Raw genomic sequence first — 21,751 nt, forward strand, 5'->3', positions numbered from 1 at the left:
CTCCATTTTTAGCTAAGATGAGTCCATTTTTAGCTAATTAGCCATTGGAGCTAATACGGGAAGAGTCTTTTATTGATTTTCAGAGATAAATTATTGATTTTAGTACATTAAAAGAAACTAAATTTCTCACTTTTGTCGTATAAAAAATTAACCGCGGTATTAAAAAACATTATTAACTTTATAGAACTATGGAACAAATACGATTTAAGTTACATTCGGTTTGTATTTTCTTGATGTTCTTGTTGATGCTTCCTTTTGCAGCTGTGGCTCAGGACGGAATGATAACAGGACAAGTCGTTGACGAAAAAGGTGAATGTGTGATTGGAGCTACCGTTCAAGTTAAAGGAACTTCGAATGGTACAATAACTGATTATGATGGAAATTTTTCTTTGAAAGCTAAGATCGGCAATACATTGGTCGTTTCTTTTGTAGGTTATTCAACCCAGGACGTGAAGATTACTAAACAGACAGGTATTCGTGTTGTATTGAAGGAAGATACGGAAGTACTTGATGAAGTGGTAGTAGTAGGTTACGGTACAGCTCGTAAAGGTGATTTAACAGGTGCCTTGACAACGATGAAACCCGATGCTAACGATGCAGCGAAGGCAACTTCACTTGATAATCTTTTGTCAGGTAAGGTTGCTGGATTGGTAGTTAGTTCTACTTCTGCCATGGCAGGTTCTGCTTCTTCTATCACGATTCGTGGTGCCAGCTCTTTGCGTGGTGATAACCAGCCTTTGTATGTGATTGATAATGTACCGCAGGCTTCTGCAGGCGAATTTGCTTCTTCTGGTATCAGTGGTGACTTCCAGATTAACCAAGACCCTTTGGCTTCATTGAATCCTGCAGATATTGAAGATATTACTATCTTGAAGGATGCTTCTTCTACCGCTATTTATGGTTCTCGTGGTGCAAATGGTGTTATCTTGATTACTACCAAGAAAGGTAAACAAGGTAAAGCAAAAGTAAATGTATCTGCTAACTTTACTATTGCAGAACCTTCAAGATTGATGGAGATGACCAATCTTACAGAACATGCTGCTTACATAAACTCACGTATCTCAAATGGTCAATATCCTTTCTATGTGGTAGGTGACGAAGTGAGATATGTATTTAATGATGCTTTGGCTAATTATGATCCTAATAATCCGGATACTTATCATCTGATTAGTTATCGTAACTGGCAGAAGGAAATTTATACATCTGCTTTTTCTCAGAACTACTCTTTGTCAGTGAGTGGCGGTAGCGATAAAACAACTTATTATATTTCTGCGAACTTTAAGGATATTAACGGTACTGTGAAACAGACCGGTTTGAAACAAGGCGACTTGCGTGCCAATATTGGTATGGATTTGTCGAAAACTGTACATTTGAACATGACATTAAGTGGTTCTCTTCGTCAAAACAATATGATGGCCGGTGGTAGTACATTGGGTGGTTCCACAACAGCTATTTCTCGTACAGCTCTTGATTATGCTCCGTTTGAGATGCCGGAAGATGACCCTTCTTTCAACTCAGAAAATAAGACAACTGTATTCAGCTGGTTGAATGACTATGTGGATGTGGCTAATGATAAGACATTCAATGCTTCTATGGATTTGTCATGGAATATAGTAAAAGGTTTACGTTACAATCTGCGTGTAGGTGGTAATCTGAACATGAATGACCGTAAACGTTGGTATGGCTTGCAGTTGTATCAAGGAATGAATAACAATGGTTATCTGGCCCTGACAGACTTAAACAAGAGTAATGTAACTATTGAAAATGTGTTGAACTACAATACAAAATTGGGTTCTATTGTCAATTTGGATGCTACAGTGGGTGTTACTTACGATGATTATAACTTCCTGAGTGAAAATACGAATGGAACTCAATTTACGATGTTTGATTTGAGAGAAAACGGACTTCATATGGCTGGTAATGTACAGCATTTGGCTCCGACTCAGAAGGATTATCAATTGTTATCATATCTGGGACGTCTTAACTTGACTTTCCTCGACAAATATTTGATTGCAGCTTCATTACGTGCCGATGGTTCCAGTAAGTTCGGTAAAGGAAACCGTTGGGGTTATTTCCCTTCAGCTTCTGTAGCATGGCGTATGGAACAGGAAGAATTCTTGAAAGATGTAGATTGGATGAATCAGTTGAAGGTTCGTTTAAGCTATGGTGTAACAGGTAATCAGAGTATTGATCCTTATTCAACGTTTTCAATGTATGGCTCAGATGGTAACTATCATTATGGTAATGGAACGGGTGACCAGGAATCTGTATTGCAGATTACAAACTTGCCGAATGATGGTTTGACTTGGGAAAAGACTTCTTCATGGAATGCAGGTTTCGATTTTGGCTTGTTCCGGTCACGTTTAAGTGGTACATTTGATTTTTATGTAAAGCGTACAAATGATCTGTTGATATCTCGCTCTCTGCCAGGTTCTGCTGGATTTAGTTCTACTTATTATAACCAGGGTTCATTGGATAATAAGGGTATAGAATTTTCTTTGACAGCTCAGATTATTGATACGAAGGATTGGAAATGGAGTCTTACTGGTAATATTGGAAAAAATAAGAGTAAGATTGTAAATCTGGGTTTGCTGCCTTCTGATTTCGGATGTTTAGGTGAACGCGTTGGTTACTATGGCAACTCACTGGGCGACCACTTTGGGGTAGGACATGTATTCTTGCAAGGTGAGGCTCCGGGATTGTTCCTTGGTTATGTAACACAGGGTATCGTACAGCCAGAAGATATCACTGATGAAGGGGTAAAATTTATCAAAGAAGACGGTTCAATAGGTTACTATAAAGATGTAAACGGAAGTACTCCAGTAGCAGGTGATATCAAATTTGTAGATAGAAATGGTGATGGTACTGTAAATACTTCTGACCGAGATATTATCGGTGACCCGAATCCAGGATTTACATATGGTTTCCAGACTTCTTTATCTTGGAAGGGACTGACTTTGAGCGCTGCCTTCAATGGTGTACAAGACCGTGATGTTATCAATGTAAACAACCGTTATATCAATACTCCGGGACAGAAAGCCGGTACGGTATCGAAAAAAGCCTTTGAAGGTATGTGGACTCCTGAAAATCATTCAAACCTGTATCCTTCTTCTAACTTCATTGTTCAGAACATGGTAATGGATCGTTATGTAGAAGATGTCAGCTATTTGAGATGTTCAGATATTACTTTAAATTACACACTCCCTTCAGCATGGATGAAGAAAATCGGTTTCCAGAATACATCTATTTTTGCTTCTGTAAAGAATGCATTCATCATTACGGATTATAGTGGATATGATCCTGAAGTAAACAGCTTTGCTTTCGATGGATTACGTCCGGGTGTAGACATGAGCTCTTATCCTACTCCTCGTCAGTTTGTATTTGGACTGAATGTAACATTCTAATAAATTGGATTTAATAAAGTATTGCGTTATGAAACTATATAAATATTTGATATTATCTATAGTAGCGGCTTCCAGTCTTTCGTCTTGTTTGGATGAAGATCCGCTATATTCACAGAATAATACTGTAGTCTTCTCGTCTGAATCGAGCGCGCAGTTGGCTCTGCTGGGATGCTATTCGTATATGACCTCTACATCAGCTTATGGTCAGCATTTTCAGGAAATCCCTATTAGTGGTGCAGGATTTGCATGGTCACAACGTAGTGGAAATGATGGTATTGTGTCCTTACAGGCATTGTCCAGTGACGGATTGATTTCTACTACATGGAATGGTATGTATAAAGTGGTTTCTGAAACCAACGCCTTTTTGGAAAACCTGGCATCCAGTGGATTGAGTGATGATATTAAGAATCAGTATGGTGGTGAAGCAAAATTTCTCCGTGCATTGGCTTATTATAATCTGGTATCTCTTTGGGGAGACGTACCCTTGAAAACGGTTGCTTCTACTTCAGAAGGTATATCAATGGCTCGTACCCCGAAAGAGGAAGTTTTGAATCAGGTTGTAACAGATTTGAAAGATGCTATGACTATTAGCGAAACGTCTGAGGTTGGACGTATTAATTCTTGGGGAGTAAAGGCATTCTTAGGGAAGGTATATTATAAAATGGCAAAACTGGGTATTGATACGAACAATAATCTGCAGAATGCGAAGGAGATGTTTGATGCTGTTTACAACAGCCATGTATTTGCATTGGAAAAGAACTTTTCTGATTTGTTCGGAGACTGGGTGACTACTTCGAAGGAAGCTATTTTTCAGCTGAATTTCGCTTTGAACTCTCCTTCTTGCTTCAACCGTGCCAGCAACCGTTTCTCACCGACTGGTTCAACACCAGGCGTATGCTGGAGTACATACCGTGCGACAAAAGCTGCTTATGACATGCACCAGGGTACTTATCCAGGCGATCCTCGTATAGCTGCAACATTCTTGACAGTACATAGAGATCGTGGTGGAAACAATAAAGCAGAGCCTAAAGCTCAAGTTGGCGATCAGCCGTCAGCAAACGATTCTGTCTATTATTATCCTTATTTTACATATACTGTCCAGTTAGGTACAAAGACAGTAGATGGTAAAGAAGTAGCTGTGTACGATTCTATTTACAAGAATGGGAAGGCTGTGGCTGCAAAGCAATATGTAGGTAGATTACCTTATGAGAAATTCAGTGATCCGACTAATCCGGACTTGAATTATCTGAACAATCTGAATGAAGCAGACGGAAAAACTCCGCAGGAAAAAGCATATATCAAGGCTTTGAAAGGCATACAGAAAAAATATGCAGAGAGTGGTAATCAGATGGCATGGCCTGCTCATATGAAATTGTACGATCCTAATCAGCAAGGAACTTCTTCTCACAAGAACCTGATGGTATATCGTTATGCAGAAATGTTGCTGCTTATGGCTGATGTGTATAATGAACTGGGTGATACTTCAAAGGCTATTGACTTGGTGGAAGAGGTGCTGAAACGTGCGCGTGAGTCGAAAGGTGGCAATGGTGTTGAACCGAAGGCATGGTCAAAACAGTTGACTAAAGATGAAGTCAGTGAAAAGATTTATTTCGAATTCTTGTTTGAATTAGATGGAGAACCTTCTATGTATGAATTACTTCGTGTCAAAGGTACTGAATACTTGAAGAAAGCTTTGCAATATCATAATAATCATGAGTTTACAAAGGCATCAGATGCATATTATAAGACTTCTGCTCAGAAATGGACAGACCGTCTTTATAATGAGGGTAATTTGACGGATGATTATTTGAAGAAGAATCTATTGTTACCGATTCCTGATACGGAAAGAGATGCAAATCCGGGTATCACGGATAATAACTTTGGTTATTGAAAAGCTTATATAATCAGGGTCTGTTGAAATCTCGCTTGCTTGTTAGTAAAGTTCGTGTAAGAGTTTTCTAAGGCAAGGAAAAATTGGAAAACAGACTTGAAAAGTCCGCATAATTACATCCTTTTATAAAGCTTATTGTAATTATGCGGGCTTGTTTAATAAATTATGCAGAATACCTGCGGCTTTTGCTTGGTACAAATTGGATAATCGGTGAAGGCTGTTTTTCTGTATCATATTGTTTTTATGAATTTTATCATTACGACAGAGGTAGGTTTTGTACTGATATTATTCTGTATAATTAGATGAAATATGAAGAATCTGAATTTAGTTTATTCTTTGGCTGGGTTGAGTGCTTTGGCAACAACCGCTTCTTCTTGCCAGCAGAATAAGTCGGATGTAAAGAAGAGTTACAATATTGTGTATATTATGACGGATGATCATACTGCTCAGATGATGAGTTGCTATGATACTCGGTATATGGAAACGCCTAATCTGGATCGTATTGCTGCTGATGGGGTACGTTTTACGAATAGTTTTGTGGCTAATTCATTGAGTGGCCCAAGTCGTGCTTGCATCATTACGGGCAAACATTCGTGTGGAAATAAGTTTTATGACAATACAACTTGTGTGTTCGATGGTACGCAACAGACTTTTCCTAAGTTGTTGCAGAAGGCAGGATACCAAACAGCTTTAATTGGTAAATGGCATCTGGAGAGTTTGCCTACAGGATTTGATTATTGGGAAATATTGCCGGGGCAAGGAGATTATTATAATCCGGATTTTATTACTCAAAATAATGATACTATCCAAAAGCATGGTTATATCACTAATCTGATAACGGACGATGCGATTGACTGGATGGAAAACAAGCGGGATAAGAATAAGCCTTTCTGTCTGATGATTCATCATAAGGCTATTCATCGTAACTGGATGGCTGATACATGCAACTTGGCATTGTATGAAGATAAAACGTTTCCGTTGCCAGAAACTTTCTTTGATGATTATGAGGGACGGCCGGCTGCTGTGGCACAAGAAATGAGTATCGTGAAAGACATGGATATGATTTACGACCTGAAGATGTTGCGTCCAGATAAAGATTCACGTTTGAAGACGTTGTATGAATCATTCTTGGGACGTATGGATAAAGAGCAGAGAGCTGCGTGGGATAGATTTTACGGCCCTATTATTGAAGATTTCTACAAGAAAAATCCTCAAGGAAAAGAGTTGGCGAACTGGAAGTTTCAGCGTTATATGCGTGATTACATGAAAACGGTGAAATCGTTGGATGATAATGTGGGTCGTGTATTGGATTATCTGAAAGAAAAAGGTTTGTTGGATAATACATTGGTCGTTTATACTTCTGATCAGGGCTTTTATATGGGAGAGCATGGGTGGTTTGATAAGCGTTTCATGTATGAGGAGTCGATGCATACTCCTTTGATTATGCGTTTACCCAAAGGATTTAACCGAAGAGGAGATATTACAGAGTTAGTACAGAATATTGATTATGCTCCTACCTTTTTGGAACTTGCAGGAGTAAAAGTTCCAGAAGATATGCATGGAGTTTCTTTATTGCCTTTGTTGAAAGGAGAACATCCGGCCAACTGGCGTAATGCTTTGTATTATCATTTTTATGAATATCCGGCAGAGCATATGGTAAAACGTCATTATGGAATCCGTACGAAACGTTATAAATTGATTCATTTCTATAATGATATTGACGAATGGGAACTTTATGATTTACAGAAGGATCCTAATGAATTGCATAATTTGTATGGTCAGAGTGATTATGATTCGATTGTGACAGACTTAAAAAGACAATTGTTGGAATTGCAGGAAAAATACAATGATCCTGTACGTTTTTCTCCGAATCGTGATAAAGAATAAAAATTTAGGAAGGTATGGTTAAGATATATTTTCAGTCGAAGAAATGGCTAATGGCTTGTATGGCAGCTCTGGCACTGGGAATGAGTGGATGTCATTCTCCAAAACAACTGGAGGATGTGGTTATTGTTCCTCAACCGTTGTCTGTAGAAAAAGGGAACGGGTCTTTCTCTTTTAGTGGAAAGACTGTCATTGCGGTGGCTGACGATGAGCAACGTATCGTTGCTGAGAATTTTGCTTTGTTGTTTACTAAACCGGCTGGGTTTACTCCTAAAGTGGTGAAGTCTAATGAGGGAGATATCGTTTTCTCCATTGATCGTTCGATGAAAGCAGACGCGTATGAATTGCAGATAACTTCTGATAGAATCAGCATAAAAGCAGCCGATGTGAAAGGATTCTTTTATGCCTTGCAGAGTATCCGTTTGATGCTTCCTCCTACAATAGAAGGTCAGAAGGAGACAACGGATGCATGGAAAGTGCCTGCTGTCGTTGTGAAAGATGAGCCTCGTTTTGATTATCGGGGATTTATGTTGGATGTATCGCGTTATTTTTTGCCGAAGGAAGATGTGATGCGGATGATTGACTGCATTTCTATGTTGAAAATAAACCGTTTGCACTTGCATCTTACAGATGATAACGGATGGCGTTTGGAAATAAAAAAATATCCTCGTCTAACGGAAGTGGGAGCATGGAGGGTCGATCGTCAGAACCTGCCTTTCCCTGATAGAAGAAATCCCAAAAAAGGAGAGCCGGCTACGGTTGGGGGATTTTATACGCAAGAGGATATGAAAGAAATTATCCGATATGCAGCGGAACGCCAGGTGGAAATCATCCCAGAAATAGATATTCCAGCTCATTCGAATGCAGCTTTGGCCTCTTATCCAGAGTATGCATGTCCGGTAGTGAAAGATTTTATTGGAGTTTTACCAGGTTTGGGAGGAAAAAATGCCGAGATAATTTTTTGCGCTGGGAATGATAAAACTTTTACTTTCTTGCAGGATGTCCTTGATGAGGTCATGGCATTATTTCCATCGCGTTATATTAATTTGGGAGGAGACGAGGCCACTAAGACAAATTGGAAGAAGTGTCCTTTGTGTCAAGCCCGTATTCAAAAGGAACATTTGCTCGATGAAGAAGCTTTACAGGGATATTTTATGTCGCGTATAGGAGATTATGTCCGTAGTAAAGGCAAGCAAGTCATGGGATGGGATGAGCTGACGAATAGTAAGCTGCCTGAGGAATCCATTGTTTTAGGTTGGCAAGGATATGGGAAAGCCGCATTGAAAGCGGCTGAACAGGGACACCGGTTTATAATGGCACCTGCTCGTGTTGCTTATCTGATTCGATATCAGGGGCCACAGTGGTTTGAGCCCGTCACTTATTTTGGTAATAATATAATGAAAGATTTGTTTAATTATGAACCTGTTCAGAGTGATTGGAAACCAGAATATGAGTCGTTGTTGATGGGCGTCCAGGCTTGTATGTGGACTGAGTTCTGTAATGTTCCTGAGGACGTATTTTATATGACTTTTCCAAGGTTGGCTGCTTTGGCTGAAATTGCATGGGTTCCAAAGGGAAAGAGAGATTGGAATGAGTTCTTAAAAGGGGTGGATAATTTCAATAAACACCTGGAACAAAGGGGCATCATTTATGCGCGTTCTATGTATAATATTCAGCATAAGGTCACACCGGAGGAATCGGGAAAATTGATGATAAAACTGGAATGTGAACGTCCTGATATGGAAATACACTATACATTGGACGGTACTGAACCAATGGAAACTTCTGCTTTATACGATTCTGCTTTTGTGGTTGACAAGAATGTGGAAGTAAAAGCGGCCACTTTTGCCGAAGGTAAGCAGATGGGAAAGACGCTTATATTGCCTATTCATTGGAATATGGCTACCGCTAAGCCTTTGGTGGGGGCCCAAAAGGGAATGGATATATTAGTTAACGGTTTACGGGGTAGTTTGAAGCAAACTGATTTCGAATGGTATACAGGAGAACTTTCGCAGCCTATTTCTTTTGTGGTAGATTTGTTGAAGCCGGAAAAAATGAAACATTTTGCGGTAGGTTGTATTACGAACTATGGTATGGCTGTGCATAAACCCCGAATGATGAAAGTGGAAGTTTCGGATGATAATAAAACATTCACAGAAGTCGGACGTTTAACCTTTACGGATAATGAAATTTTTAAAGAAGGAAATTTTATTGAGGATTTATCGATTGAGCATGTAGGCATCACCGGACGTTATGTGAGATTTACGTTGGAGACTCCCGGAAATTGTCCTGATGACCATGTTCGTCCTGGACAAGCGTCTAAAGTTTATATTGATGAAGTGATAATTGAATGATATTCTGATAAAATAAATAAACTGTATGAACAAGATAAATCAGTTTCTGATAGCGTGTGCATGGCTTGTCCTCCCTCTTGGAGGACAGGCTCAGCAAAACGATTCCTATTTTGTGAAGCATTTGAAGTTTTCTGGAAATGAAAGTTTGGAACAAAAAGCTTCGATGGCAGCCCGTCTGGTCCCGTCTCCACAGCAGTTGGCTTGGCAACAGATGGAACTGACAGCCTTTTTACATTTTGGAATCAATACATTCACAGGCCGGGAATGGGGGGATGGAACAGAAGATCCTTCTTTATTTAATCCGACGGAATTGGATGCTGATCAATGGGTGCGTACGTTGAAGGAGTGTGGCTTTAAAATGGTGTTGCTTACTGCCAAGCATCATGATGGCTTCTGCCTGTGGCCGACAAAGACGACTTCTCATTCAGTCGCTTCTTCTCCATGGAAAAATGGTAAGGGCGATGTGGTGCGTGAGCTTCGAGATGCTTGTACTAAATACGGCATGAAATTTGGCGTATATCTGTCTCCTTGGGATCGTAATGCTTCATGTTATGGGAATTCTCCTGAATATAATAAATTCTTTATCGAACAGCTTACAGAATTATTGACAAATTATGGTGAAGTGAATGAGGTTTGGTTCGATGGAGCCAATGGTGAAGGACCGAATGGAAAGAAACAGGTATATGACTGGGATGCTTTTTATAAGACCATCCAGCGTTTGCAGCCCAAGGCTGTAATGGCCATCATGGGTGATGATGTACGTTGGGTCGGCAATGAGAAAGGTATCGGTCGTGAAACTGAATGGAGTGCAACGGTACTTACTCCGGGAATTTACGCGCGTTCTGCAGAAAATAATAAACGGTTAGGTGTTTATGGTAAAGCAAAAGATTTGGGCAGTCGTAAGATGTTGAAGGATGCAACGGAACTGTTCTGGTATCCTTCGGAAGTCGATGTATCGATTCGTCCGGGTTGGTTCTGGCATGAAGAGGAAAATGCGAAGGTGAAAAGCCTGAAAGAATTATCTGATATTTATTTTCAGTCTGTAGGCTATAATTCCGTTCTTTTGCTGAATATACCTCCCGACCGCCGGGGGCTGTTGAATGAGGCAGACGTAGCTCGTTTAAAGGAGTTTGCAGCCTACCGTCGCCAGGTCTTTTCGGATGATAAGGTTCAGGACGGCAATGTTTCCTGGACTGCTTGTGCAGGTGAATGTCGTTCGTATGCAATCCGTTCAAATAATCCGTTGAATGTGGTTCAGATTCAAGAAGATATTTCGAAAGGTCAGCGTGTGGAAAAGTTTACGGTTGAGGCTTATCAGGACGGTTGCTGGCAGGCATTGGGTGAAGGTACTACAATCGGTTATAAGCGTATGCTTCGCTTCCCGGAGTTGACGGCCGATTCCATCCGTGTCCGCATTGATTCTTGTCGTCTTTGTGCGAATATATCGAATGTATCGGCTTATTATGCTCCAGCTCTTACAAGCCAGACTCAGATTGCGGACTGGAATACCCTTCCTCGTTCTACTTGGAAGCAGTTATCTTCTTCTCCTTTAGTTCTTGATTTGGGTAAATCTATCCGTTTGAAGGCGTTTACTTATGCTCCTTTAAATGGAGAAGCAAAGCCGACAATGGCCTATCGGTATAAATTTTATGTCAGTGAAAACGGAAGGGATTGGCAGGAATTAATTTCTCAAGGTGAATTCAGCAACATTATGCATAATCCTTTGCCTCAGACTGTTGCTCTTCCTGTCGTAACGACAGCCCGTTATGTAAAACTGGAGGCGGTGACTCCTGATGGTAATCCAGCAATTGTGGAAATGGAGGAATTTGGCGTGACGGTTGTAGATGACAAAGATGATGAAACGAAAGTATATCTTCATCCGGATGAAGCATTAAAGCTTAAACCGGGAGATGCGCATCCAACTCAGAAAGGATGGTACTTTTATACAGCTCATGAATTTTTGGATAAACATACCAAGAAAGGACTTCCTTTAGGATTTCAAGAGCATAAGACGCAAACGATGAGTAAATCTGCTTGTGTAAATAATGCGAAGTGTTCCAAGGTAGAAAATGGTGTATTGCATATGTGGCCTGTGGAAGAGTCTGATTCAATCGATAACGGTTTTGGAAAGCTTGTCAAATATTCTCATGCAGCTTATCGTTCAGTACGCTCCGGGAAAGAGGCTTGGTGTTATTTTACAGAGAATATGCGAATTGAAATTCGTTTTAAACGTATAGCTGCCGAAGGATTTAATGAAGCGCTTTGGTTTATGGGAAACAAGGGACCATGGCCTAAGAATGGAGAAATTGACTTGCTGGAGAATCCTAAAAAGAAAATAAATCAGCGTGCTCATTTTACCCTTCATTCAGAACATCATTATGCCGGGGTGGTAGGAGGTGAAGGAAGTGTCACTTCCAGTATTGCTTTGGCAGATATGAGTCAATGGAATATTTATTGGCTGGAATGGTATCCGGACAGGATTGTAGGAGGGGTGAATGGAAAAAAGTTTTTTGAACATAAAAAAGGGAGTAATGGCAATATGGATTGGCCATGGAGCGACCCGGCAGGATTCTATTTGATATTCAGTACGGGATTGTCTGTGGATCCGAATGCTTGGCCCGGGACTGTTAATCCGCAGAAATGGGATAAGCAGAATCCTCCTTCTATGTATATTGATTGGGTACGAGTTTATGTGAATGATGATTATAATCGGGATAAAGCTCCCAAAGCAAGATATTACTAATGAATGTTCCTGGTTTTTATCGTCAAACTCTAGTCTGATACAAGTTCCTGAATGTTTAAAAATCAGCCAACTAATTCGTATTTGTTTATGGATTAGTTGGCTGAATTATGTGATTGAATGGATAAACTTATTTCGCTTGTTATATTTTAATTGATGGAGATTTCATCGAGGAACAAGTAAGTCTGTTTACCTGCCCCTGGATGCCATTTCGGTAATACCGGAGTATTCTTTCCAATGAGGTGCACATAGCGTGCTTTTGTTTTGTCGAAGCTGACGGTATCACGTTTCAGCACATTGTTCTTGCTGCCTTTTTCCAGGGTCGGAATGGATATCGAACCTATCTTGGTGTAAGTCTTTCCATCTTCAGAACCATACACTTCCAATCCTGTCAGTCCGAAGATATAGTCACCCGGAACCAAGTAGGTACCGACTGAGACAGAAGATATTTCTTTCGGCTCCTGCAAGTCGATGGTGGCATCGAAATCCTGTCCATAAATACCGATGTAGCGTCCCGAGCGGTAATTGTCATCTCCTTGCATACCGTCTACCAGCAAGTTGGCACCCTTGTAAGTGAACTTTTCGTCGGGGGTACATTTCAGGGTAATAGGATGCATGGTAGCCAGGTTGTACGTGAGGGTTTCTGCTGTCACATCACTCTCACGACCGTCGCGGATAGCCTTTGCCTTGATGGTTGTCGTCTGGTCTACTGTAAATGGTTGGGTATACTGTTGTGAGGTGGCCGAAGGGTCGGAACCGTCCAGTGTGTAATACACCGGTGCATTGTCGAATGTTTTTAGTTGGATGGAAGCCGCTCCGCCTTCTCCTTTCGGTTCAACGTCGATGGTGACATCCTCGATATCCTTTTTATAATTATATCCGTACAATTGGTACAAATCCAACTGGTGGCGGAGGCGTTTCAGGAATCCGCTCAGGTCCTTCTTTGCCGGGTTGCTCCATTGTAACTCGCTCAGTGCGTCAATGCGCGGCATCATCTGCCATTCCATCTTCACGCTGTCTTTGGTCCATTCGGTCCAGATACATCCCTGTACGCCGATAATGTTTTTCTTTTCTTCCGGAGTCAGTTCGTCGGATGTCGGTTCAAAGTTATATACCCGTGCCACACTGCTGATGCCTTTCAGCCGGTTATATCCTGGGTTGCTGAAATACAAGTGACTGATGGGGCAGACAATGGTAGGATGTCCCAGTTGTGCGGCTTTGATGGAAGCCTTTACCCCCGTCCATGCCATGACGGTGGTTGTTTCCGGATTCGGATTTCCTTCCAAAATCTCGTCCCATGCCAGCATTTTCTTGCCCCGTTTGGCAATTTCCTTTTCCACTTCGTTCATGAAATACACCTGGAGCTGGTTTTCCTTGCTGTGCTCTTTCGTGTCGTGCAGTCCCAGTTCTTTGATTTTGGCCTGGCACTTTGGACATTTTTCCCATTCCACTTTTGGGCATTCGTCTCCACCGATGTGAATATAAGGAGCATCCGGGAAGATATCCATCAGTTCATTCACCACATCCTTGGCAAATTGCAAGGTCCGGGGATTTCCTCCACAAAGTACATCTTTAAACACTCCGAATTTGGTAGCCGTTTCATACGGACCACCGGTACATCCCAGTTCCGGATACGAAGCCAGTGCGGCCAGCATGTGTCCCGGCATGTCTATTTCGGGAATGACCGTGATGAAGCGTTCGGCTGCGTAGGCCACAATTTCTTTGGCATCTTCTTGGGTATAGAAGCCACTTACCGGAGTCCCGTCGAACTTACCAGAACCGGGGGCAGTAATCGTTTCTTTACGGTACGAGCCTATTTCCGTGAGTTTGGGATATTTCTTGATTTCGATGCGCCAGCCTTGGTCCTCGGTCAGGTGCCAATGGAAATAGTTGATGTTGTGTAATGCCATGACATCAATCAGTTCTTTCAGATATTCTTTTGGGAAGAAATGACGGCCTACATCAATCATGAATCCACGGTAGTTGTACTGTGGAAAGTCCTTCACCTGTCCTGCAGGCAGTGAGGCTAATGCCTTGCCTTTTGTGATGGGAAGTGCTTTATGGATGGTCTGGCAGCCGTAGAAAACTCCGGCCTCGGTAGCTCCTGTGACGGTGACCGCATCAGTCGTCACTTTCAGTTCATACCCGTCTTTGTGGGGAATGGAAGAATCGATTTTCAGCATGATGCTGTTTTTACCGGCTTTTGTACCTGTTTTGACTTCTGTCCCGGTTACCTCTTTGATATAATCGGCCAAAAGTCGGGCAGTGCTTGCCAGCTTCTCATTGCCCTCGTCGTAGACGATGGTTGTGGAAGATTTGATGACGAATGGTGCTGATGACGGATTTTCCGTCACTTCTTGTGGGAGTGGAATGACATTCAGGTCACCCGTCTGGGTCTCTTGTGGTGCACATGCCAGCATACATCCTGCCGTTAGCAGACAGATTGTCCATACTTTTACTGAAATTCTTTTCATAGTACATGTTGATTTAAAGGTTTTTCTAATGCTTCTATTGTGCAAATGTAATTATTTTTTGTGAGTTTATGTATTGGTTTAATATATATATATGTTATTGGGGGATGGATTTGAGAATTCTTGTCAAAGTTCGGGAAAGATTCGTTTTGTAATAAACAATATTGTATGTGTATATCATCTTGAAAAAATTATATATATTTGTGTACAAATTCTACGAGATTTGTAGTAAATACACACCTTTGTTCCTCACACAAAAGAACAAAACAAAAAATACTATGTATATGAAAACAAAGTTTTATCTTTTTTGTATTGCATTGCTTGCTCCGTTGATTGTCTATGCCGGTTGTCGGATTGAACGGAAAACAATGCCTTGCAAACTTCTGAAAACCATTTCTGAACGAGAGTATTCCATCTGTCTGCCAGCCAGTTATTCCGAAACGGATAATCGGACTTATCCGGTATTGTATTTGTTGCATGGAGGAGGTACCCATCATACAGAATGGGAAGAAAATGGACGGTTACAGACAGTGGTCGACTCTTTGGTGGCTCAAGGGCTTATGGAAGAAATGATTATCGTCTGTCCGGAGGCTAACAAGAACAACATGATTTGGTTTAATGCTCCTCATTGGAAGTATGAGGATTATTTTTTCCAGGAATTAATCCCCTATATGGAACAGCATTATAAAATCAAAGCGGAAAAACGTTATCGGGGAGTCGCTGGATTTTCGATGGGTGGTGGAGCTTCCGTGGTTTATGGCGTTCATCACCCCGAACTTTTTACCATGGTTTTTGATATGAGCGGTTATTTGCGCAGACAGCCGATGGAGTTCTTGAAAAATGATCCGAGTGCGGAATGGCGTCAGCAACTGGTGGAAGACTGTAATCCGATTCCGGTCATTCTGAAAGGTACAAAGGAAGAAGTAGAAAACTGGAAAACTGTACGGTGGTTTGTGGATTGTGGAGACAAAGACTTTACATTGGAAGCCAATATGGATTTAGTCAAAGCATTTCGCCAGCAAGGGATTGATTATGAGATGCGTGTAAGGGCCGGATCACACGATTGGGGATATTGGCATACTTCGTTGGAAATGGCGTTGACCTATTTCTCTAAATTGCTTCGTGAGTGAAGTGGTTTTCAATATACAATTGAGAAGAATGAAAAACCAGCGAATCGTAAAGATTTTCTGAAGAGAAACTTTTGTAACTATAAAATATATCGAAAAACTTTTAGGCCTTGGATCAAGGTGTGCATGCAAAAATAAATAAATCTATGAGGTATGGTGTTTGGTTATTGGGTTTGGCTTTTCTAAGCTGTGCCCGTCTCGATTTCCGGGATTCGTCTTTGCCTTCCGACCAGCGTGCGGATTTGCTCTTGCAGGAACTGACGTTGGAAGAGAAAGTTTCTTTGATGATGGATGTGTCGAAGCCAGTGGAGCGGCTGGGAATCAAGCCGTATAACTGGTGGAATGAGGCGCTGCATGGGGTAGCTCGTGCCGGACTGGCTACAGTGTTCCCTCAGCCGATAGGTATGGCAGCTTCTTTTGACGATTCATTGGTGTATAAGGTATTTACGGCTGTGTCGGATGAGGCGCGGGCAAAAAATACTTATTACGTGCAACATGACAGTTACAAGAGATACCAGGGACTGACCATGTGGACACCGACGGTGAATATTTATCGTGATCCGCGTTGGGGAAGGGGAATTGAAACCTACGGTGAAGACCCTTACCTGACAAGTAAGATGGGCGTGATGGTGGTTAAAGGTTTGCAGGGAGAAAGTGATGGGAAGTATGATAAGCTGTATGCCTGTGCCAAACATTTTGCAGTACACTCCGGACCGGAGTGGAACCGTCATTCTTTTGATGTGGAAAACTTGCCGCTTCGAGATTTGTATGAAACCTATTTGCCGGCTTTCAAGGCCTTGGTACAGGATGCCGGGGTGAAGGAGGTGATGTGCGCTTACAACCGTTTTGAAGGAGAACCTTGCTGTGGCAGCAACCGGCTGCTAACGCAGATTCTGCGGAAGGAATGGGGATTCGACGGCATCATTTTGAGCGACTGCTGGGCCATCAATGACTTTTTCGATGAAAAAGGACACCGCACGCATAAGGATGCGCCTTCAGCCGCTTCAGCTGCGGTGCTGAGTGGTACGGATTTGGAATGTGGCTCTACGTATGAAACACTGGTAGAAGCCGCCCGGAAAAAACAAATTGACGAGAAGGTCATTGATAAGTCAGTCAAGCGGTTGCTGAAGGCCCGTTTCGACTTGGGCGAGATGGACAATCCGGATAAAGTGTCCTGGACCAAGATTCCTTTCTCAGTAGTGGCTTCTGCGGCACATGATTCCTTGGCATTGCGGATGGCTCGGGAGTCCATGACGCTGTTGATGAACAAGAACCAAGCACTTCCGTTGAAGCGCGGTGGATTGGCCGTCGCCGTCATGGGCCCCAATGCCAAAGACTCGGTCATGATGTGGGGAAACTATAATGGAGTACCTTCCCATACGGTGACCATCCTGGAGGGAATCCGGTCGGCACTTGGAAAGGACGATAAGCTGATTTATGAACAGGGTTGTCCGTGGGTAGGCGATGAAGTGTTGGAAAGTGTGTTCAGTGAATGTAAGTCGGAAGGCCGACCAGGCTTCACGGCCCGTTATTGGAACAATGTGAACCACGAGGGCAAAGTGGACGTGGAAACACGGGTGATGACACCGTTCAATTTTTGTACGTCGGGAGCTACGGTATTTGCCCCGGGGGTGAACCTGACGGATTTCTCGGCTACGTACAATGCCACGTATGTGCCCAAGGCATCAGGAGAGATTGTGCTGGATGTGTATAGTTACGGTAAGGGCAGATTGCTGATCAATCAGAAAGAGGTGATGAAGTTTCATAATGTACACGGTGGAAACAAGAAATCTTGTGCTTTGCCGGTAGAAGCCGGAAAGAAATACGACATCGAATTGCAGTTTGAATATCTGCAGAGTGATGCACAGCTGAATTTCGACTTGGGCTTTAAGCAGAAAGTCAATGTGGCTCGGTCCGTACAGGCCGTGCGGAATGCCGATGTGGTAGTCTTTGTGGGAGGTATCTCTCCAAGTCTGGAAGGAGAAGAGATGGGCGTAGATTTGCCGGGCTTCAAGAGAGGTGACCGTACCAGCATTGAATTGCCGGAAGTACAGCGGGAATTGCTGGCTGCGCTGCATCGGGCTGGAAAGAAGGTCATTCTGGTGAACTGCTCCGGTTCTCCTATCGGCCTGGTACCGGAAACGGAAACTTGTGAGGCAATCTTGCAGGCTTGGTATCCGGGGCAGCAGGGTGGTAAGGCCGTGGCTGAGGTCTTGTTTGGCGATTACAATCCGGCCGGACGTTTGCCGGTCACTTTCTACCGGAATACCGATCAGTTGCCCGACTTTGAGGACTACAATATGAAGGGACGTACCTACCGTTTTATGACCGAAAAACCGCTCTTCCCCTTTGGATATGGATTAAGCTATACCACCTTTAAGTATGGCACGGCTACTTTCAATGCACAGACGATAGGCAGTGACGACAATTTGACGGTGACTGTACCGGTTTCGAATGTCGGTAGTCGCGATGGAGAAGAAGTGGTACAGGTTTACCTGAATAAGGTGGGCGACGAAGAAGGTCCGGTCAAGACCTTAAAAGCCTTCAAGCGGGTACTTGTTCCGGCGGGAAAGACTGCGAATGTACGTATTACGTTGTCAAAGAAAGACCTGGAGTGGTGGAATGAAACCACTCACAGCATTCAGTTCTGTCCGGGAAAATATCAGGTATGGATTGGCGGCAGTTCCGATGAAAAGGACCTCAGCAAGTATGCGATTACGTTGAAGTGAGGATTTCCCGATCAATACAATGCAGGGCGGTGTCTGGTTTGCCAGACACCGCCCTGTTTCTTTTTGGCAGAACGAAAGGCTCAGAGAATAAGTTCATAGTCTACGATTCCCAGCCATTTGCCGAATTTACGGCCCACTTCGCGGAAGCTGGATACCTTTTCAAACCTTAACTTTTCGTGCAGGGCGTAGCTGGCCTCGTTGCCTTCGGTGATGCAGGCAATCAAGGCATGCAGTCCGCAGCGGCGGCATTCTTCTATCAGGTGTTGCATCAATTCGGTACCCAGTCCCTTTCCCGTAGAGGAAGGTGCCAGGTAAATGGTGGTCTCCACACTCTGGTTGTAGGCCGCCTTTTCTTTCCATCCGTGTACATAGCAGTAGCCGGCAATTTGCCCTTCTGTTTCGTATACGAAATACGGATATTTGCTACTGATGTTTTGGATGCGGTTCCACATCTCTTCTTCGCTCACCGGTTCCAGTTCAAAGGTGATGGTGGTGTGCGTAATGTAATGGTTGTAGATGGCGGTAATGGCCGGAGCATCTTCTTTGCGTACTTTCCGAATCATAATTTAAAGAATCAATCCAAGTGTAAGTAATAATCCAAAAATGAACATATTGCGTGAAGTCTCTCCTAAAATGCCGTTCAAGGCTTTTCCACGATAGATACGGGCCATGTGAAAGGTGGTCAGGATGTGCGGAATGAGGTACAGCTGCGGAAGCAGCACGGCATAAATCTTTCCTAAACTCAGGAAATAGAAGCAGCACCAGCAGGCTGCCAGTCCCAACAGAAAGTAAAGCACCAGTCCGGCTTTCGCACCGATTCGTACCACGATGGTTTTCTTGCCACTGAGGGCATCCTGTTCCCGGTCGCGGAAATTGTTGATCATCAGCAGGGTGTCGATGACCAGTCCGCAAGCCAGTGAGGTGAGTGTGACCGATGTATTCCAGTCGTGTGCCATGACATAGTAGGTACATCCCACGGGTACGAAGCCGAAGAAAATGAGCACCATCAGGTCGCCCCATCCGTGGTAAGCCAGCGGATACGGTCCGGCGGTATAGAGGAAGGCAAAAATCATGCAGGCGAGTCCCACTGGAATCATTTCCAGTCCTCCGTAGTACAACAAGCCAAGTCCGACGAGTCCGGCCAGTACGGTGGTGCAGGCAATGCCGGCCTTCATGGCCTTCGGGCTGATCCATCCTTGAGCGCAGGCACGTTCCGGCCCCAGCCGATCTTCGCGGTCGCTGCCTTTCAGGAAATCGAACAAATCGTTGATGAAGTTGGCGTCAATCTGCATCAGAAAGGCAAACAGAAAGCACAATACGGCAGGCACGGTTTGAAAGTGCCCGTAAATAAAAGCTAAGGCACAGCCTAACATGACGGGTATGGCCGCTCCAGTCAAGGTCTTCGGACGGGCAGCCAGCAACCATGCTTTTATGGAATTGGTTTTGACTTGTGTCATGAAATTTGGAATTTTAGTTTTCGTTCGGCAAAGTTAGGCATTTTTTTACGACCTTTGTCACGACTGGATAGTTATATGTAGCTCAAAATGATGAAACAACTGAACTTGCTGGCAGGTGGCTTGCTGCCGATGAGCCTTCTGCTTTCTTCTTGTGCCACGGCCTCCTTTTCCAAATACAAAGGAGTAGGGCGTGTCAAACAGTATGATTTTTATAGTGCCCAGTTGCCCGACTCCTTCGACGGCTTCCGGGTAGCTTTTGCTTCCGACTTTCATTACGAAAGCCGCTTTACCGCCCGTCGGTTGTCGGGTATGTGTCGGGCCCTCCGGTCGCTGGATGCCGATGTATTGCTCTTGGGCGGAGACTACCGAGGGCGGAACGGAGGAGATGTGGACCAGCTTTTCCAGGCTTTGAAGACCGTGGAGCCACCTTACGGGACGTATGCCGTGATGGGTAACCACGAACGGGGAGAAGCCGATTCGCTGGCACGGCAGGCCATGCGGGAAACAGGCGTGCGTTTGTTGGAGCATCGGGTGGATACCCTGTGGCGGGGAAAGGAGTATATTTTGTTGTGCGGCATCCGCAATCCGTTTGACTTGAAGCAGAACGGGGTATCGCCTACCTTGGCTTTGCAGGAAGAAGACTTTGTGTTGATGCTGGTGCATACGCCTGATTATGTGGAAGATGTGGATGTGTCACACACCGACCTGGCGTTGGCGGGACATACGCACGGAGGGCAGGTCAGTCTGTTCCATCGGTGGACACCGGCACATTTCTCTAAATACGGCAACCGCTTCCTGACGGGACTAAAGCACAATAGTGCGGGCATTCCGGTGATTATTACCAACGGATTAGGTACGTCGCGTAAGGATGTGCGTCTTTTCACTCCGAGCGAGGTAGTGCTGGTGGTGTTGCACAAAAAGAAATGATTAGCGGTAGAGTCCTTTTTCCTGGATGATTCTGAACACTTCCGGATGCAGGAAGTAGCGCAGGTCTTTGCCTTCGCGAATGCCCTGGCGGATGAAAGTGGAACTGATTTCGATGAGGGGAGTCTGTACTACCCGGACATGAGGGGGTAAATGGGTGGCCTCTTCTAAGGGATAGCCCCGGCGTGGATAGACCAGGATGTGGTGGCGACGGATGATTTCCTCGGGTGAGCGCCAGCGGTCGAAAGCCTGCCAGTTGTCGGCTCCGATGATCAGGTGAAATTCTCGGTCGGGATAGCTCTCGGCCAGCTTGTCGAGGGTATGGATGGTGTAGGAAGGACGTGGAAGCTGGAATTCAAAATCGGAAGCCCGAAAACGGGGGTATCCGGCCACGGCAGCCTTTACCATTTCCAGCCGGAGATGGTCGTCGAGCAGTGCCTCGTTCTGTTTGAACGGATTTTGAGGGGTGACCAGGAACCACACTTCCTCCAGTCCTCCGTATTCACACAGGTAATTGGCCAGTGCCAGGTGTCCCATGTGAATCGGGTTAAAGGAGCCTCCGAAAAGTCCGGTTTTTATCTGAGACTTTTCTTCCATTGGATGTAGTTGAGAATCTGCCATACAGCCACCAGCAACATGGCGACGGCAATGATGTATTCTTCTTTGGCAACGGCTACTACGCCTACGGCAATGGCAGCCAGTCCGATGACGATGCAAAGCAATGTCATCCAGCGCAGGATTTTTTTAGGGTTTTTCGGCATAGTCGGACG

The 21,751-nt window shown here is 43.8% G+C and carries 13 protein-coding genes; 8 read left to right on the forward strand and 5 right to left on the reverse strand.

Annotation, left to right across the window (positions count from 1 at the left end; genetic code table 11):
• Positions 1-188 precede the first annotated feature (188 nt).
• The 5 genes from H6A28_RS02755 to H6A28_RS02775 all read left to right on the forward strand — a co-directional run bounded on the left by H6A28_RS02755 (position 189) and on the right by H6A28_RS02775 (position 12,276).
• Positions 189-3,404, forward strand: coding sequence for a SusC/RagA family TonB-linked outer membrane protein (locus tag H6A28_RS02755; protein WP_204478733.1), 3,216 nt, complete (start codon positions 189-191; stop codon positions 3,402-3,404).
• Positions 3,405-3,432: 28 nt separating this feature from the next.
• Positions 3,433-5,295 (forward strand): RagB/SusD family nutrient uptake outer membrane protein, encoded by a 1,863-nt coding sequence (locus H6A28_RS02760; protein ID WP_204475765.1) that lies wholly within the window; start codon positions 3,433-3,435, stop codon positions 5,293-5,295.
• A 309-nt stretch (positions 5,296-5,604) separates the two neighbouring features.
• A complete protein-coding gene (locus tag H6A28_RS02765; RefSeq protein WP_204475766.1) occupies positions 5,605-7,182 on the forward strand; it encodes a sulfatase family protein in 1,578 nt (525 codons plus the stop codon).
• Positions 7,183-7,262: 80 nt separating this feature from the next.
• Positions 7,263-9,533 (forward strand): glycoside hydrolase family 20 protein, encoded by a 2,271-nt coding sequence (locus H6A28_RS02770; protein WP_239465234.1) that lies wholly within the window; start codon positions 7,263-7,265, stop codon positions 9,531-9,533.
• Positions 9,534-9,558: 25 nt separating this feature from the next.
• On the forward strand, positions 9,559-12,276 hold the full coding sequence (locus H6A28_RS02775; RefSeq protein WP_204478734.1) for an alpha-L-fucosidase: 2,718 nt from the start codon (positions 9,559-9,561) through the stop codon (positions 12,274-12,276).
• Between the two features lie 146 nt (positions 12,277-12,422).
• Here H6A28_RS02775 and H6A28_RS02780 read toward each other — a convergent pair whose 3' ends face one another.
• Complete coding sequence (locus H6A28_RS02780; protein WP_204475768.1) at positions 12,423-14,747, reverse strand: glycoside hydrolase family 20 protein; 2,325 nt, start codon at positions 14,745-14,747, stop codon at positions 12,423-12,425.
• 281 nt (positions 14,748-15,028) lie between these two features.
• Here H6A28_RS02780 and H6A28_RS02785 point away from each other — a divergent pair, with 281 nt between their 5' ends.
• Together H6A28_RS02785 and xyl3A are read left to right on the forward strand one after the other, a co-directional pair.
• Positions 15,029-15,874, forward strand: a complete 846-nt coding sequence (locus H6A28_RS02785; RefSeq protein WP_239465228.1) for an alpha/beta hydrolase — start codon at positions 15,029-15,031, stop codon at positions 15,872-15,874.
• 143 nt (positions 15,875-16,017) lie between these two features.
• The gene (gene xyl3A, locus H6A28_RS02790; RefSeq protein WP_204478735.1) at positions 16,018-18,600 is read left to right on the forward strand and encodes a xylan 1,4-beta-xylosidase; all 2,583 of its coding nucleotides are present in this window, start codon (positions 16,018-16,020) and stop codon (positions 18,598-18,600) included.
• Between the two features lie 80 nt (positions 18,601-18,680).
• Here xyl3A and H6A28_RS02795 read toward each other — a convergent pair whose 3' ends face one another.
• Positions 18,681-19,163, reverse strand: coding sequence for a GNAT family N-acetyltransferase (locus H6A28_RS02795; protein ID WP_204475770.1), 483 nt, complete (start codon positions 19,161-19,163; stop codon positions 18,681-18,683).
• Between the two features lie 3 nt (positions 19,164-19,166).
• Positions 19,167-20,057, reverse strand: a complete 891-nt coding sequence (gene menA, locus H6A28_RS02800) for a 1,4-dihydroxy-2-naphthoate octaprenyltransferase (protein WP_204475771.1) — start codon at positions 20,055-20,057, stop codon at positions 19,167-19,169.
• Between the two features lie 87 nt (positions 20,058-20,144).
• Between menA and H6A28_RS02805 the strand changes: the two genes are divergently transcribed.
• Complete coding sequence (locus H6A28_RS02805; protein ID WP_430641261.1) at positions 20,145-20,984, forward strand: metallophosphoesterase; 840 nt, start codon at positions 20,145-20,147, stop codon at positions 20,982-20,984.
• Here H6A28_RS02805 and nadD read toward each other — a convergent pair whose 3' ends face one another.
• Together nadD and H6A28_RS02815 are read right to left on the reverse strand one after the other, a co-directional pair.
• Positions 20,985-21,578 carry a nicotinate (nicotinamide) nucleotide adenylyltransferase gene (gene nadD, locus H6A28_RS02810; protein ID WP_204475772.1) on the reverse strand — a complete coding sequence of 198 codons (594 nt, stop codon included), beginning with the start codon at positions 21,576-21,578 and terminating at the stop codon, positions 20,985-20,987. It abuts the gene before it with no gap.
• On the reverse strand, positions 21,557-21,742 hold the full coding sequence (locus H6A28_RS02815; RefSeq protein ID WP_204475773.1) for a hypothetical protein: 186 nt from the start codon (positions 21,740-21,742) through the stop codon (positions 21,557-21,559). The genes nadD and H6A28_RS02815 overlap by 22 nt, the downstream gene beginning before the upstream one ends.
• Positions 21,743-21,751: the final 9 nt, after the last annotated feature.

It is taken from the genome of Bacteroides mediterraneensis (assembly GCF_016900355.1).
Classification (GTDB): Bacteria; Bacteroidota; Bacteroidia; order Bacteroidales; family Bacteroidaceae; genus Phocaeicola.

What these genes read in the sequence shown, in the direction of transcription:
- H6A28_RS02780 (WP_204475768.1), bottom strand. Translation starts at nt 14,747, where the DNA reads ATGAAAAGAATTTCAGTAAAAGTATGGACAATCTGTCTGCTAACGGCA.
- menA (WP_204475771.1), bottom strand. Translation starts at nt 20,057, where the DNA reads ATGACACAAGTCAAAACCAATTCCATAAAAGCATGGTTGCTGGCTGCC.
- H6A28_RS02815 (WP_204475773.1), bottom strand. Translation starts at nt 21,742, where the DNA reads ATGCCGAAAAACCCTAAAAAAATCCTGCGCTGGATGACATTGCTTTGC.
- H6A28_RS02755 (WP_204478733.1), top strand. Translation starts at nt 189, where the DNA reads ATGGAACAAATACGATTTAAGTTACATTCGGTTTGTATTTTCTTGATG.
- H6A28_RS02765 (WP_204475766.1), top strand. Translation starts at nt 5,605, where the DNA reads ATGAAGAATCTGAATTTAGTTTATTCTTTGGCTGGGTTGAGTGCTTTG.
- nadD (WP_204475772.1), bottom strand. Translation starts at nt 21,578, where the DNA reads ATGGAAGAAAAGTCTCAGATAAAAACCGGACTTTTCGGAGGCTCCTTT.
- H6A28_RS02775 (WP_204478734.1), top strand. Translation starts at nt 9,559, where the DNA reads ATGAACAAGATAAATCAGTTTCTGATAGCGTGTGCATGGCTTGTCCTC.
- H6A28_RS02795 (WP_204475770.1), bottom strand. Translation starts at nt 19,163, where the DNA reads ATGATTCGGAAAGTACGCAAAGAAGATGCTCCGGCCATTACCGCCATC.
- H6A28_RS02805 (WP_430641261.1), top strand. Translation starts at nt 20,145, where the DNA reads ATGATGAAACAACTGAACTTGCTGGCAGGTGGCTTGCTGCCGATGAGC.
- H6A28_RS02785 (WP_239465228.1), top strand. Translation starts at nt 15,029, where the DNA reads ATGAAAACAAAGTTTTATCTTTTTTGTATTGCATTGCTTGCTCCGTTG.
- H6A28_RS02760 (WP_204475765.1), top strand. Translation starts at nt 3,433, where the DNA reads ATGAAACTATATAAATATTTGATATTATCTATAGTAGCGGCTTCCAGT.
- H6A28_RS02770 (WP_239465234.1), top strand. Translation starts at nt 7,263, where the DNA reads ATGAGTGGATGTCATTCTCCAAAACAACTGGAGGATGTGGTTATTGTT.
- xyl3A (WP_204478735.1), top strand. Translation starts at nt 16,018, where the DNA reads ATGAGGTATGGTGTTTGGTTATTGGGTTTGGCTTTTCTAAGCTGTGCC.